The sequence below is a fragment of the Amycolatopsis sp. H20-H5 genome (assembly GCF_035828755.1).
In the GTDB taxonomy this organism is placed as follows: domain Bacteria; phylum Actinomycetota; class Actinomycetes; order Mycobacteriales; family Pseudonocardiaceae; genus Amycolatopsis.
In genome coordinates this window covers 61234-74100 of the sequence record NZ_JAYMZS010000040.1, presented here as the reverse complement: position 1 = coordinate 74100, position 12867 = coordinate 61234, and the positions used below count along the sequence as shown (strand labels likewise).

Annotated in this window: 13 protein-coding genes and 1 pseudogene; 7 read left to right on the top strand and 7 right to left on the bottom strand. The window is 64.3% G+C overall.

All coding sequences use genetic code 11. From position 1 onward, the window contains the following. Window positions 1-127: 127 nt before the first annotated feature. The 3 genes and pseudogenes from QMK34_RS22570 to QMK34_RS22560 form a co-directional block, all read right to left on the bottom strand. Window positions 128-540 (bottom strand): annotated as a pseudogene (locus QMK34_RS22570) (hypothetical protein); the annotation flags it as partial. Next, on the bottom strand, window positions 537-731 hold the full coding sequence (locus QMK34_RS22565) for a terminase gpP N-terminus-related DNA-binding protein (protein ID WP_326416208.1): 195 nt from the start codon (window positions 729-731) through the stop codon (window positions 537-539). The pseudogene QMK34_RS22570 and the gene QMK34_RS22565, both read right to left, overlap by 4 nt. A 509-nt stretch (window positions 732-1240) precedes the next feature. Then, window positions 1241-1579, bottom strand: coding sequence for a hypothetical protein (locus QMK34_RS22560; RefSeq protein ID WP_326416207.1), 339 nt, complete (start codon window positions 1577-1579; stop codon window positions 1241-1243). A 599-nt stretch (window positions 1580-2178) separates the two neighbouring features. Here QMK34_RS22560 and QMK34_RS22555 point away from each other — a divergent pair. Further along, the gene (locus QMK34_RS22555) at window positions 2179-2940 is read left to right on the top strand and encodes a hypothetical protein (protein WP_326416206.1); all 762 of its coding nucleotides are present in this window, start codon (window positions 2179-2181) and stop codon (window positions 2938-2940) included. A 105-nt stretch (window positions 2941-3045) separates the two neighbouring features. Here the strand turns inward: QMK34_RS22555 and QMK34_RS22550 are convergent, their stop codons facing one another. From QMK34_RS22550 to QMK34_RS22535, 4 genes are all read right to left on the bottom strand, one after another. Continuing rightward, complete coding sequence (locus tag QMK34_RS22550) at window positions 3046-3921, bottom strand: SAM-dependent methyltransferase (RefSeq protein ID WP_326416204.1); 876 nt, start codon at window positions 3919-3921, stop codon at window positions 3046-3048. A gap of 93 nt (window positions 3922-4014) precedes the next feature. Next, window positions 4015-4884, bottom strand: a complete 870-nt coding sequence (locus tag QMK34_RS22545; protein WP_326416202.1) for a helix-turn-helix domain-containing protein — start codon at window positions 4882-4884, stop codon at window positions 4015-4017. 161 nt (window positions 4885-5045) lie between these two features. Continuing rightward, window positions 5046-5276: a DUF397 domain-containing protein gene (locus tag QMK34_RS22540; protein WP_326416201.1), complete on the bottom strand. Its 231-nt coding sequence runs from the start codon at window positions 5274-5276 to the stop codon at window positions 5046-5048. Window positions 5277-5828: 552 nt separating this feature from the next. Beyond that, window positions 5829-6296: a hypothetical protein gene (locus QMK34_RS22535; RefSeq protein WP_326416200.1), complete on the bottom strand. Its 468-nt coding sequence runs from the start codon at window positions 6294-6296 to the stop codon at window positions 5829-5831. A gap of 887 nt (window positions 6297-7183) precedes the next feature. On the opposite strand from QMK34_RS22535, the gene QMK34_RS22530 reads away from it, so the two are divergent. The 6 genes from QMK34_RS22530 to QMK34_RS22505 all read left to right on the top strand — a co-directional run bounded on the left by QMK34_RS22530 (window position 7184) and on the right by QMK34_RS22505 (window position 12802). After that, entirely contained in the window at window positions 7184-7441 is a 258-nt protein-coding gene (locus QMK34_RS22530) for a hypothetical protein (protein WP_326416199.1), read from the top strand. Between the two features lie 108 nt (window positions 7442-7549). Beyond that, complete coding sequence (locus QMK34_RS22525; RefSeq protein ID WP_326416198.1) at window positions 7550-7771, top strand: hypothetical protein; 222 nt, start codon at window positions 7550-7552, stop codon at window positions 7769-7771. Further along, window positions 7741-8157 carry a hypothetical protein gene (locus QMK34_RS22520; protein ID WP_326416197.1) on the top strand — a complete coding sequence of 139 codons (417 nt, stop codon included), beginning with the start codon at window positions 7741-7743 and terminating at the stop codon, window positions 8155-8157. Before QMK34_RS22525 ends, QMK34_RS22520 begins: the two co-directional genes overlap by 31 nt. 762 nt (window positions 8158-8919) lie before the next feature. Further along, window positions 8920-9651 (top strand): NUDIX hydrolase, encoded by a 732-nt coding sequence (locus tag QMK34_RS22515; protein ID WP_326416196.1) that lies wholly within the window; start codon window positions 8920-8922, stop codon window positions 9649-9651. After that, window positions 9648-10781: a 5'-methylthioadenosine/S-adenosylhomocysteine nucleosidase family protein gene (locus tag QMK34_RS22510; protein ID WP_326416194.1), complete on the top strand. Its 1134-nt coding sequence runs from the start codon at window positions 9648-9650 to the stop codon at window positions 10779-10781. The genes QMK34_RS22515 and QMK34_RS22510 overlap by 4 nt, the downstream gene beginning before the upstream one ends. Then, the gene (locus QMK34_RS22505) at window positions 10778-12802 is read left to right on the top strand and encodes a hypothetical protein (RefSeq protein WP_326416193.1); all 2025 of its coding nucleotides are present in this window, start codon (window positions 10778-10780) and stop codon (window positions 12800-12802) included. The genes QMK34_RS22510 and QMK34_RS22505 overlap by 4 nt, the downstream gene beginning before the upstream one ends. Window positions 12803-12867: the final 65 nt, after the last annotated feature.

Sequence of the window (12867 nt, the reverse complement as noted above, 5' to 3'; positions counted from 1 at the left end):
CAGACCCAACCAGGACACAACAGTGGACAAGCTGGGAACGCCAGCAAGTCAACCACGCCCGCAACCAGCCGACCAGCACAAAACCCACCCCAAGATCACCCCACCAGCCAATCCACGGATCCAGGCTAAGTAGATCGGGGCCGACCTCAGCCCAACCGATCAGCAGTAGTGGGCCTACAGCATCGAATGCAGCCTTGCCGTACTGACCGGTTACGAGCGGGTCGGCCACATTCAGTGCCAGGGTTACCGCGCTGGCGAAGATCAGCAGTCGGAGGGCTGGCCGAAGTTGCGCTGGCGTCGACCCGGCCAGGGCCAGTTGCCGCATGCCGAGTAGGAGCCAGAGGATCGAGAGATCGACAGCAGGTGCGACGAGTGGCGCGACCCAGACGGGCACACCAAGGCAAGAGCAAGTTCGAGGACGTTGCCGAAGCCGAACAGGAACGTTAGGCCGACGACGGCGCCCATGATCACGGTGACAGCCCGAACGCCGGTGGCCCCGTCCGAACCTGATCGAGTTGATATAGCTGCACGCGGTGTCATCGAGCACCACCTGCTTCGACGCGTGGACGTCCGTGGGTGTCTCGGGTGGGGACGCCCCGCTCGCGCAGCTTGTTCAGCACTGTGGCGTGGTTGACGCCCAGGTGCTGGCCGACTCGCGCCAGGGACCAGCCGAGGTTGTAGAGGTGGACGGCGTCGTCGACCTGGTCGGGTGAGAGGCCACGGCGGCGCATCGGCACCCGTGTCGATGGAGAATGCTGCTGACCGTTCGCCGTTCGATGCCGAACTGGTCGCCCAATTCGTACCCCGTCGAGCCGAGCTGGTAGCCAGGGATCAGCTCCTGGACCCGACCGTCGCTGAGCTGCCGAGAACGCCCAGGCCGGTCCCGCAGGACCGGCGTCGACTGGGGTGCATCGAGGCTCGGGAACTTCTCTCGGAGCTGTTCTAGGGCCCTGACCTGGCCTTTCGGGTTGGATGCTGGGGCTCTGGCAACGTTCGCCCTACCGACGAGGGTACATAGGCGCCGGTCGTCAACGTGGCGGTGTTTTTCGGGACAGTCCCGCAACGGGGGCGGTTCGCCGTCAGCTGACCAGCGGGATCTGTCCGGTTCGACACGGCCGGCCCGGGCGCGGACAGAATTCCTGATCGATTTCGATCCGGCCTGCAGGCGACTCGGGTTCGGCACCATCCAACCTAAGCGGGATGGTGCCGAAACCGGTCGGATAGTCGATCGAGCTGCTGGCTATCGGCCAGCGATCCGGACGACACCGAAGTCGACGTCGGCATGAAGCAGCCAGGCGCCGAGGATCACCAGACTCAGCAGGACGACTGTGTTCAAGAGGAAGCGCGCCGTACAGCCCCAGGTCGCCAGCACGTCGCGAGCGATCTGTACCACCGCCACAAACCGTTCGGCGCTCCGTTCATCGAGTTCGCACCGGTGGACTCCGGCTGGTTGAGCGTCTTGAGGCTCGGCCGGCATCGCCGGCAGGTGCGCGGCCGCCTGTTCGGTCCGCTCACCGTCCGCAGGTTGCAGATCGTCGTTTCGGGCTGGCACGGCGTGCCGATATCGGCTTATCGTCATGACGTTGTTCCTTGCGTGGTTGGTGCCGCCGCGCCGCGGTGATCAGCGGGTCCATGCTGACTAGGTGACCGCGGTGCGATACGGCAGCGATCGTGAACGGCCGCACGGGCGCTCGCCTCTGGCAGGAGGAGAGCGCCCGCGTGCGTATGGAGGTACCCGGAGTGCTGCGAGGCTCACGGAGCGGGCGTGAAGCCGGGGCGTGCTCCTTTCTGATGAGCAGGGACACCTTCGCAACTCATAGTTACCGAGTTTTCCGGTGACCGGAACCTGGCGTAGGTGGCCGGTGGCTCTTCGTCGCCAGACGACATACGCGCCTCGCCGCGATTCACCCCGGCCGATGGCTGATCCCCGCTCACCACAGCCGCTCGACCTGCCCGCCATGGCCGACAAGTTCACCCGAACGTGCCGTGACCAGCCGCTATGTTCGCTTTAGCAAGATTCAGCGGGCATGCGACGAGCGGTCGCTAGCTGGCAACAAAACTTCCAACTAGTAGTTTTATAGCTAAGTGACGGACCGATCACTTCAACACGAGCGGCCCTTGGCAACATTTTTGCCAATAATAGTTGCTGTGACATCTCCAGCCGTGCACACTGGCGTCGTGGTCACTATCAAGGTCACCGAGTTCGACACCGCCGCGGCCGTCGAGGCCTACAAGCTCAGCTGGAGGACAAACCGCGCGACGCTGCGCCTGCTCGTGGACCTCGCGCGCAGCGAGTTGACCTTGACCCTTCTCGACCGCCACATCGTCAACACCACATCGGCCACAACCATCAGCGTGGCACTCCCCTTGCTGCACACCCAGGCCGCCAAAAGCCTGCTGGGCCGGTTCACCAATCCAGCCCAACGGATCATCGACGGCGCAACATTGCACTCAGGCCGTGCGTCGCCGCCGTATCACCTCAACGACGACGCCGTTGCCGCGCTGCACGAGATCCGGAGCGCCGCAGACGCCATGAGTAGCCAACCCGGCAACAGCGTGCTTTACGTGCAGTCGGCCAACGTGATCCCGGTCGGCTACGTCGACCCTGACGCAACCGATGCCCAGCTCGAGGAGCAGGCCGCGCGGATTCTCGTCGAGCAGCGCATCACGACTCGTCGCACGGTGGTGCCGGGTCTGTTGGACTACTTGCGGCTTAACCAGAACGCCAACCGGGTGAAGCGGCTCGACGAGCTGGCTGACGTCGCCGATACCATCGCCACAACCATCAGCGCACGCAACCGGCTGATCCGATCGTTAGCCTCGTTCAACAAGCCCGACGGCCGACGGATGTACTCCGACCGCCACATCGCACAACGAGCACAGCTCTCACACACCGCCGTACAACAGATCCGCAAGCAGCAGACCAACCTAGACAGCTGAGCGCTCACCCACGCTCCCGCCGTGCCCGGTGCCGCAACACCAGCACATGCCAAACAGTCAAGAGTGCTACGGCCCTATACAGCCCGACGGACTATGTACCTGGCGTCAGCTCTTGCGCGCGACGCCCGCGAGGATCGCCGACTGGTTAGGTGTAGCGAAGTCTGTCCGAAGCGCACTGTTCTCGGCGTGTTCGGGATGCCACAGTGGCGTCCAAGTGAGCCCGGGCTCGACCATCGTGAAGTCGCCGAACAACTGCGCGATCTGGTCATGGGAGCGCCAGATCACCGGACTGCTCGCCTCGTCGTACATCCGCTTGAGCTGACGCAACTTGTCGCCGAACTCCGGCGGCACACCCTCGTCGGTCAGGTGTGACAGCGCGAGAAAGGACTGCGGCGGCAACAAGTCGCGGTACCGGGCCACCGCGCTCGGACCGAGGTCGTCGCCGTCAGTCCCGGCAGGGGGCGGTTGCTGTACATGCAAGACAGCGATCAGCAGCAGGGCGACCGGTTCGTCGAGGTCGATGACGCCACTGTCTCGGATCTTGTCCCATAGTCGGTCCGGATCGCGCAGGTCGGCGTGGATCGCGACGTGCCGGCTGGGATCACCGTTGTCTTTGAGCAAGCTCTGCGAGTGCGCGACTGCCACGGGCTCATAGTCGACGTACGCGACGTGGACCTCCCCGGGTGCGACGTCGTCCGCGATCTGATGAGCGTGCCCCATCGTGGGAACACCGGAACCAATGTCGATGAATTGGCGGACACCCAGCCCTACTAGATGACGCACAACCTTGTGCAGAAATAACCTGTTGGCCTTCGCGATGGGCTTCAACAGGGGGAAGGCCTCGAGGACCTGGTCGCCGAACTGGCGATCGATCGTCCAGTTGGCGTGGCCGCCGAGGTAGTAGTCGTACACCCTGGCGACGCTGGGATGTTCGAGGTCAACGCCGGGAGGAGGGAAGGGTTCTTCTTCGAACTCAACCACGGTGGTTTCCTTTCGCATGCCGTCTGGAGCATCTAACTTAGCGTAGTTCGGTACTTACTCTAAGCGTAAGTGGCAATCGAGTGATCCCGAACGTCACCGGGACTCTTCCGCCGCCGCAAGCTGCCCAATTTTCTCTCCGAATCTCTGCTTCGTATCAGAGACCGACAACGCCAGGTACCGCAGAGCGTCACAAGAGTCCTCGTACTTCTGCAGATCCTGGCCTTTCGCCAGCACGAGTCCAGAAATCGACTCCATATAGGCGAAGTCACGATTGTGGTCGGCGAACCGCAGGATCGTGTAGTCGGGATCCACGTAGGCGGCTGCACCGTACGGAACCATCCGGACTCGCACCGAAGGGTGGTCCTTCATGAGATCGAGCATGTAGTACAGCTGGTCAAGCGCGATCGCGCCGATCAAGCTCTCCATCATACGGTTCAGCGCCGCTTCGCTGATCAGAAACTCGTAGCGACCGTCTGAATTACTGTCGAAGATCTGCTGTCGCGAGATGCGCTCAACGATCGGGGTCGCGACGTCGGCGGCACCGGCCGCCTGGAACTGGGCAAGCATGTAGTACTCCGACTGCAGCAGGCCGGGGATGCGCTCGCCCGTCCAGCTGAACATCTCAGTGACCTCCCGCTCCTCATCGAGGATCGGGACGAACCACGGTGGCGTCGCGACACGCCCATCGGACCGCACACGTTGCGGAGTGTCACGGATGTTCAGCACTCTCATTTGGGCGGCGGTCACCGGGTCGATGTCGAGTGACGCAACGATACTCTCCAGGTCAGAGGGTTTCAGTCCGCATTGGCCACCTTCGATCTTGTTGATCTTCGACTGGCGACAGCCGATCATTCCGCCCAACGCCACCTGTGTAATCCCCATGTCTTTGCGCGCTTGGCGCACCAGCATGCCAAGCCTCTTACGCTGCGTAGCCACCGAAGGCTGCAGCACCAAGGAAGTCACAGAAGCTCCGCTATTGGGTCAGGGGCGATTCCGGTCCCACCCTAGTGCAAGCGCTCGTTCACTTGTCAGCAAGCGCAACGGCGACACGGCCAACCTCAGCCGTACGTGGCAGCCCGCCACCTCGCCACAGAAGGATCCGGCGGCGGGTTACCACATACCTCCTAGCGACGGAAACTCCCCGTCCGCGCTGCCGTCAGGAACGCCTCCCACTCCTCGTCATCGAAGACGAGCACGGGCGAATCCGACAGCTTCGTGTCTCGCAGCCCCACCAGGCCGTCGTGGCCAAGATTGACCTCGACACAGTTCGCAGAGTTGGGCCCACATGCCTCGGGACGTTGCCAAGCTTCACCGGGGAACACGCGTTCGACGAAATACGGGTCGTAGATGTTCATGAAACCCCCTCGCTTAACTCACCTCTGTATGGAATATTCCCCCCCAAGCTTGCACGTGGATTAATCTACGCGCAACTCTCACAAGGAAGTTGCTGAGCACGCTTCGAAGGTTTCATCCAATCGAGAAACCCTGCATGTGCAGATGCACAACTGCGTCATACTCGCTTGGCCGGTCTTGTACGACAACTGAAGAGTTCATTCAAGGCCAAATAGATGACAATAAGTACCACGTGAGCCTTTATGTAAGGGCACTGCCGAATGGTTCAAGACCCCACTCTGACCTCAGGTACTGCCTCCCGCAGTTGTTGTCGACCGCGACTGCGCAGACCAACACATCAACAGACCAGGAACGCAGTGCGGCCTGGATGGACCTCTTCCACCGCAACGACAACCTCACCGGCAAATGCGTGCACTTCGGCCACATGCTCGACAACCTCCGGGTTTCCCTACGCCCACGACGCGCACGTCAACAACAACGAGCATGCCGACGCGGGCGTCCCTCCCCACGGGCAACGACGCGCTGAACGCTGGCTCGCGCGCCATCGGGCTAATTCAGAACGGCGGCTCGTCAGCGAAGCTACTGCCCCGTGAAGGTGGAGCTGCCCCCCACGGGTCGTCAGCCACTGCAGGCCGGTGTCTTTGTTCGACTGCTTCCTGCTTTGCCTTCTCATCTCGCGTCCTGGGCAGGTCATCCTGTTGTCCGTACATGGCCAGACGCCAGTACTCGTGCAGTCGTTCACGATGCGGCCGTGGCGACTCCCACTGGTCGCCGGCATCTTCATCGTCTGGGTCTACGTCGGCGATCCGACACAGGGCCAAAAAGATCACCTCGACGGTCTGCCATTGCGGAAGGCTAATAGCCGTCAAGGTTCGGCGGACCGTCTCGTGGTTGGCAGTACCGTCGCGTTGGTCGTCATCTAGTTCCTTGATGACTTTGGCGATCGTTCTCGTCGCGGGGCCGTTGGCTGCAACGTAGAACGACCACAATTTGTCGATCAACAGCGAGTGCCCCTCGGGCACGTGGGTCGGTCTGGTTAAGCGTCGCGACATGGCCCACCTCCTCATCCTCGGCTAACTAAGTCTACCAATGCCCTACTTCACCTCCTTACAACTACCTATGACTGCCTATGACCATGAGTTGATTCGGCCACGTCCAGCCAGCGTCTGCCGTTGAACAGCACTCAAAACCGCAGGTCAGGATTGATATGTGGCGCCGAGGGGCCACCCGCAGCCCTCATCGGGATGGCAAGAGCATCCAGCTCCTGCGCGGCGCTGAGACCTACGGGAGGTAGAGGGTGAACACGGACATCGATCAGCAGTGGCACTGCGTGCTATCGGAGCGCGACGGCCTGCGCTCAGATCTGAACGCTATTGCCGACGTACTGCTCCGATACCACGATGACCACCACAACGGCACGGCTCGGTGGTGCGACGCCCCTCCATGCCGTCTGCTGTTTCAACCACACACTCGACGGGAGCCTGGCCGTCTCGCGTCGTGAGTATCAACCGGATTCAAGGCGACCTTCAGATGATGCGTCGCCGTCAACCGCAACGCCCGCCTGTGGCTGACGGCCAGGTCGGCATCCGGCCCATCGCCTGGGTAGCACAACCCCCGTCGTGTCGAGCTCAGCGAACACGTCACCGAGCTACTTGACGCGGTCAAGAACGCGACGGCAGACCCGAACTTCATCCCGAGTCACCGGCGTGGACCCGTCGGGTGGGGCCGCGACTACACAGGGGTTACGACGCGACGACCGTCCTCGCTGGGTTGTTCTGCAAACAGCCGACGAACGCCTTCGCAGGCCACAGGTTCTTAGCCATCGCCACCACCACCAGGTCAGACGTCTCCGCGGCGAACTGCTCAGCAAGCACCTTCGCACACGGCGAGGTGCGCTCGGCGTTCGAACTTGGACATCGATGAGGCGGCCGGCGGCGAGCTGGTCGACGGTGAACGCCGACATCACCAACATCAGGTACGAGTCTGGCATCAGGATCCGCTTGAGGTGGACACGCCGCGGCGGTGCCCGCCGCTGGGCCGTGGCGTTTTGGTCTTTGACGGCCCGTTCTGTAGCCCGATCGAGTGGTTCAAGGGTCAAGCCTATGCATTCATTTTCCGCATGGACAAAGCGCTGGTCAGACGGTTGTCTGTCGCTTGGCGTCGCTGAGAGCGCCCAAGACATGAGAGGCATCAGGATCAGATGAGTTGGCAGGACAAGTGCGGCCCGTACATCGGGGTAGCTGAACTGACGAAAGACCGCGGCTGGAGCCCTGCGATGATCAAGCAGTTCCTCGGCGGGCCGGACCACACGGTCCCGAATCCGGGCGGCCGCAACGCGCCACGGGTCAAGTTGTGGCTGATCACCCGCGTCGAGGACATCGAAGGCACCGAGGTGTTCCAGCAACGCTGGTGGCAGGCAGTCGACCGGCGCAATGCACAGCAGCGCCAGAAGCCGCAGGACACCACGTGCACCGAGGCGGGGGCAGTTCGCCGATGATGTCGTCGACGACGTTGCTGCAGGAGCAGTACGCGGAGGTGCTGCTACGTTTCCGGCGGCGCGCGCTCCCACTCACCGCCGCGATCGAGGAACTCACCCGGCTCGCCCGCCGTTCGAGCGTGCTCGACGACAGCGAACTGCAGAGTCTGCTCTCGCGGATCGACCACGCTCACAGCGGTGGAACGCTCAAGACCCACACCGCTGGACCATGGACCGGTGCGCCGACCGGACGGGCCATCGCGGAACGATTCGGTGTCGGCAAGGTCAAACTGCGCGACGTCCGCGACGCCTACTACACACTCCATCTCGGCCTCCCGCCCTTCAACGCCGACGAGACTGTCCCGGCACCCTCGCCGATTACGACGATGCGAGCGAAGATGGGCTGAGCAGCTCCGGCGGCGAACGAGCTCGACGAGCCGCAGAACGTCGGTGTGCCCGTCTAGCGTTGCTGGCGTCGCCACCACCGCGACCGCGGCACCAGGGGGAACCTCCGCGCCCGGGTACGCTCGTCGAGATCGTCCGCCGCTACATGACCCTCACCGCGCTCGACGACCATGGCACGCTCCGCGCCGACTGCCCGTTCTACCGTTCAGCCGTGTTCCGCGTCCAGCCGACTCGAGGTGCGGGCATCTACTTCTGCCTCAGCTGCGGCGACGGGGGCGGCCCCCGTCGCTTTCGCGGCCAAGATCAGACACGCCTTCTGAGGACCCACCGCAGTTGAGCCGACTGGAGCACCACAGGAGCCACGACCCTCACATCGAGGACATGCAAAGCTGGCTAGCAGCGGGGAAGATGGCATTGCTGCGCTCCGGCGACGAGGCTGTACCGCGTCGCCGCCCGTTACTCCGGTGCTAAGTATCGTCGCTGGTGGGCCACAGTTCCCAATGACATCACCAACGGCCTCGAGCGTCTTATCGAACCTCCGCCGTCGAATATAGGCGATCTCGCACGAACATCTTTGCGAATGAGCGATACCGCAAACCCTCGTCGCACGCGACCGCTGCCGACACCAGCGCAATGCAGAGCAGGCCATGCCGCAGCGCTGAACCGCGAGCACTCGAATGCCGCGATCTGCCTACTCACCGTCACGATCGGGAGGAATGAGATTCACCTTTACTGTCTAACTGACATTAATTATGGTGATGTCCATGCCCGATGACCACTGGACACCCCCACCCGTGTTGCTCGCCGTCGACCTGGTGATCCTCACCTTGCGCGAGTCAGTCCTGCACATCCTGCTCGTAGAACGCGGCATCGAGCCCTTCCTGGGCGCCCTGGCCCTCCCAGGCGGATTCCTCGCCACCGACACCGAAGACATCCTCGCGGCAGCCCATCGGGAACTGCGCGAAGAAGCCGACCTCGACGCCGCCGGGCTGCACCTGGAACAACTCGGTGCGTACGGCGCACCCGAACGCGACCCACGTGGCCGGGTCGTGTCGGTGGCCTACCTCGCCATCGCGCCCGGTCTTCCCGAACCGGTCGCCGGCACCGACGCCGCGCGCGCCGCGTGGACACCGGTGCCCGAGGTGCTCACTCACCGTGTCCGGTTGGCGTTCGACCACGAACAGATCTTCAACGACGGTTTGGAGCGAGCCCGAGCGAAGCTCGAACACACCGCTCTCGCCACTGCCTTCTGCACGCCCGCGTTCACGATCACGCAGCTGCGGACGGTGTACGAGGCGGTGTGGGGTGTCCAGCTGGATCCGCGGAACTTCCACCGCAAAGTCCACGCGGTCGAGGACTTCATCGTCGCGCTCGACGCTGAACGCCGCGACGGGCCCGGCCGGCCGGCCCGGCTGTTCACCGCCGGAAGCCGCAGCTCACTGTTCCCACCTCTCGTTCGCCCTACCCCGACCGCGACCAGCGAGGTGCTCCCATGACCGACGATCTGGTCGTGATGCTCACGGCCTTCAACGACGAGTACAACGCCGTGCACCGCTGGCTGACCGACGTCACCTCCCACCGGCACGACCGCGGCACCAGGTTCGAGATTGGCACGATCCGCAGCACAACCTGCCGCGTCGCACTCAGCCTCACCGGCAAGGGCACCCAGCCGGCCGCCGTGCTCGCCGAACGCGCGATCGCCGAGTTCTCCCCCGCTGCGCTGATGTTCGTCGGCGTCGCCGGCGCCTTGTGGGACACCCCGCTCGGCGACGTCGTGGTCGCCACCCACATCTGCGCCTACCACGGCGCCACCAGCGAGGACGACGGTCTCAAGGCCCGCCCGCGTGTGTGGGAGACCGACCACGAGGTCAGCCAGGTCGCCCAGCATGTCGCCCGCACCGGCACCTGGACCCGCGACGTTCCTTCCGGCACGGCGGTGCACTTCGGCGTGATCGCGGCTGGGGAGGTCGTGCACAACTCCCGCCTCTCCGCCGAAGCACGCTGGATCCGCCAGCACTACAACGACGCGCTGGCGATCGAGATGGAAGCCGCCGGCGTCGCCCAGGCCGGTCACCTCAACGGCTCCCCCGTCGCGGTCGTGCGCGGCATCAGCGACTGGGCCGACGGAACCAAAACCACGGACGCAGACCGCGACTGGCAACCGCAGGCCGCGGCCAATGCCGCCGCGTTCGCCGTCCACCTGGCCACCGAACTCGTCGCAGAACGGACACCCGCCACCATGACCGATGACACCACCCCCACCCACGGCACCGTGTACTCCACCTCCCACGGCCAGGTCGGAATCCAGGCCGTCAACGTCACCGGCAGCACCGTCTGGCAACACACCACACCACCCACCCCGAGCGCCACCGACTTCGCCGCCGAACTCGCAGCGCTACGAGCAGAACTGGCCCGCGAACGCAGCCGTGGCCAGCTCGACGACGGCACCTTCCACGCCGCCCAGGCCGAACTCGACATCGCCGACAAGGCCCTCACCTCCGAAGATCCGGAACGCGGCAAGATCGTCGTGCTCGCGCTGAAGAAGCTCGGCGGCCTGGTCGCCGAGCTCGCCGACCTGGCGGCCAAGATCACCGCATTGATCGCCGCGGCCAAAGGCCTCGCATGAGCCAGCCGCATCCCAGCACTCACGCCACCGTCGGCGAGGGAGCAATTGTCGGCATCGTGGGCGAGGAGGTTCATGACGTAGTCGTCTACCAGGTCCTGCCCGGAGCCTCACCGCAGCAGAAGTACACCGTCGGTGTGCACTATCTGGCCGACGGCATCCCCAACCGTGCTCGCGAGCTCATCGAAGACGCCCGCAGCCACGGTTTCAATCATGGGAAGGTCCAGTTCCACTGGGTGCTGGCGATGCTGGCCAAACGGTCCTACCGCGACCTCACCACCGACGAACGTCACCAGCTGGCGGAGTTCCCCGCACTGTGCACGGCGCTCCCGCACGACGCGTGGACCCCTGCCGTCACTGCCCTGTGCCGGCTGCTGGAATGCCTCGCCACTCACGATGCCGACCCGCGCCCAGCGATCACGGCCCTTGCCGCCTTGGACACGGAACAACGCGCGCAGATCTTGCGTCACCTCGATCTCGTCCTCACCGGCGGTCTGCGTGACAGCTTCTGGGCCGGCACCCGTCGCGCGGCCGAGGCCACGCAGATGAGCAACGACCGGGCGAAACGCGTCTGGGCCTACTTCCACCCTCGCCCCGCCCGACCCCGCGTACGCCGTCCCGCACCCTCGACCGTCGCCGGGCGCGATCGCGTGCGCGCCGTGCTCGGCAGCATCGCGTGCGGTCTCGCTGTCCTCTACCTGGGACAGACCATCGTGCTGGACGCACAGGTGCTGCCGATTCTCGCGTACGTCATCGCCGTGGGCGCCGCCGTCGGGGTCGTCCGGACGGGCCACGAGTGGCGCTACCGATCCGCGCGCATCGCCGCCAACGACCGGCTCTACCGTCTCCGGCCCGGCCGGGGCACAACCCTCGACGACGGATTCGCCCGCCGCGTCGATCACGCCTTCGCCCACTACGCCGCCGGATACGCGCCCCGCGACGACAGCCAGGCCTGCTTGGCAGCGATCTCGGGATACCAGGCCGCGCTGCGGAACGAAATCGTCGAGAACTACCGCGAAAGCCTGATCCCTGTCGGCCGCATCCGGTGGCTGATCCGCTACGAAACCAGCACCCTGATCCGGCAATGGAAACGCGACGAACTGTTCTCCTACCGCACGCGATACCGCGTCGAGCCCACGACCAAGCTCCGCTGCGTCGTCGCGATCATCGTGCTCCTCGCAGCAGCCGCCTACATCATCGCCCACGCGACCACGATCAGCGTGGTTCCCAACACCGCCGCAGCCGTGGTCGCGGCCGCGGGAGCGATCGCCGCAGGCGCGGGATGGTCACGGATCGTCAGCGAACGCCGCCGGGTGACAGAGGAACAACGCGACTGCGATGAGGTGCTGGCTTCCCGCGAAGACGCCTATACCCGATGGAAGGACAAGCTCGACTCGACCCGGCCCGATGAGACCGAGATGGAGCGGTGGCTCAGCGCCGACAAGACCTTGTTCGTCGCGAGAGCGATGAAGCACTACAAGCTGGCCTGGCGCGACATCCTCACCCACGCCTACCTACAGACACCGGCCGCGAACTGCAAACGAGCCCGAGGCAACCACGCGCCGTGGCGCTACTCCAGATACGACCTCCGCCTGTTCCTGATCACCCGAGACGGGGTGCGGGAACTCAGCACCGAACTCGACTTCGAGAAGGCCGCCTTCTGTGGTGAGGTGCGCAACAACTTCCGCTTCGACGCCGTGTCCTCCGTCCACGTCACCACCAGCTCAGACCTGAACTACCGCCTCGAACTCGTCCTCATGAACGGCGGCCCGCAGAACATCGACATCACCGACCACGAGACCAGCGAAACAGCCACAGACGAAAGCGCGCTCTCGCTGGCCAAGATGTCACTGGAGGCGGCCGGGTTCACCAACACGCTGCACATCTTGGAAGGCATCGCCGCCGAAGGCAAAAACTGGATCCAACGTGACCCCTACATCAACACCGTCCCAACCGCGGGCATCACCGACGACGACCTTCGCGACGACTCCGCCGACCCACCAGATGCTCCACCGGAGCAATAGTCAACTCGGGGACAGTCCCGTCCACCCCTTCGGGGGCGTTGGGCCTGTTTTGTCTTTAGTCTCGA

Bases quoted from the DNA above. Each gene is read 5' to 3' on its own strand.
- QMK34_RS22565 (WP_326416208.1), bottom strand. From the start codon at position 731: ATGCGCCGCCGTGGCCTCTCACCCGACCAGGTCGACGACGCCGTCCAC.
- QMK34_RS22560 (WP_326416207.1), bottom strand. From the start codon at position 1,579: ATGACGATAAGCCGATATCGGCACGCCGTGCCAGCCCGAAACGACGAT.
- QMK34_RS22540 (WP_326416201.1), bottom strand. From the start codon at position 5,276: ATGAACATCTACGACCCGTATTTCGTCGAACGCGTGTTCCCCGGTGAA.
- QMK34_RS22525 (WP_326416198.1), top strand. From the start codon at position 7,550: ATGATCAAGCAGTTCCTCGGCGGGCCGGACCACACGGTCCCGAATCCG.
- QMK34_RS22515 (WP_326416196.1), top strand. From the start codon at position 8,920: ATGCCCGATGACCACTGGACACCCCCACCCGTGTTGCTCGCCGTCGAC.
- QMK34_RS22510 (WP_326416194.1), top strand. From the start codon at position 9,648: ATGACCGACGATCTGGTCGTGATGCTCACGGCCTTCAACGACGAGTAC.
- QMK34_RS22505 (WP_326416193.1), top strand. From the start codon at position 10,778: ATGAGCCAGCCGCATCCCAGCACTCACGCCACCGTCGGCGAGGGAGCA.